Source organism: Halomonas flagellata (assembly GCF_022487945.1).
Classification (GTDB): domain Bacteria; phylum Pseudomonadota; class Gammaproteobacteria; order Pseudomonadales; family Halomonadaceae; genus Halomonas; species Halomonas flagellata.
Map to the genome: position 1 here is coordinate 1 of NZ_JAKVPY010000128.1, position 567 is coordinate 567.

The 567-nt window shown below is 44.1% G+C and carries 2 protein-coding genes; both read right to left on the reverse strand.

The annotated features are described in order from the left end of the window. The coding region (locus MKP05_RS21500) for a glutamine synthetase beta-grasp domain-containing protein (RefSeq protein ID WP_240570164.1) at positions 1-187 on the reverse strand (187 nt) is incomplete at its 3' end. 56 nt (positions 188-243) lie between these two features. After that, positions 244-567, reverse strand: a 324-nt coding sequence (locus MKP05_RS21505; RefSeq protein WP_240570165.1) for a hypothetical protein, incomplete at its 5' end; no start/stop codon positions are given.

Genomic DNA, 567 nt, shown 5'->3' on the forward strand with positions numbered 1-567 from the left:
CGTTGATACCTTTCCAGCCACCAATCGAGGAGCCATCAAACATTTTGCCTTCTTCGAAGAATTCGGCATTTACCTGATGAGACGGAATCGTGACGTGCTGTTCTTTACCTTTGGTATCGGTGAAGCGCAGATCGACAAACTTCACTTCGTGCTCGTTCAGCATCGTCAAAACGTGTTCAGCGGACATACTTAAACTCTCCCGGATTGGTCATTGTCGTCGTGGTAACGAAAACTTCATACTGCTTAAAAGTGGCGTTGTTGCCTTAAAAAATATAAAGCGAAATCTGTGCCAACTTTTAAATGCCCCATAAAACGCTGTATCATGCGCACCATAGTGCAAAAGGACTGCACCATGATGGAGATAATGCACCAAAATAGTGCTTCAGTGTGAACACTGAGCACCATTTTGGTGCAATTTTTGTTACGGTGCCCTTTTATCGCTCCGTGAAAGCGGTCACAAAGAAACTCTGCAATACTTGTTTGCGGAGGATGTTTGTGATCCTGTTCAGTCCTTCGCTTAATACGTGTACAATAACGCGCTATTTCTAATGCCTGAGGCAAAGTTGT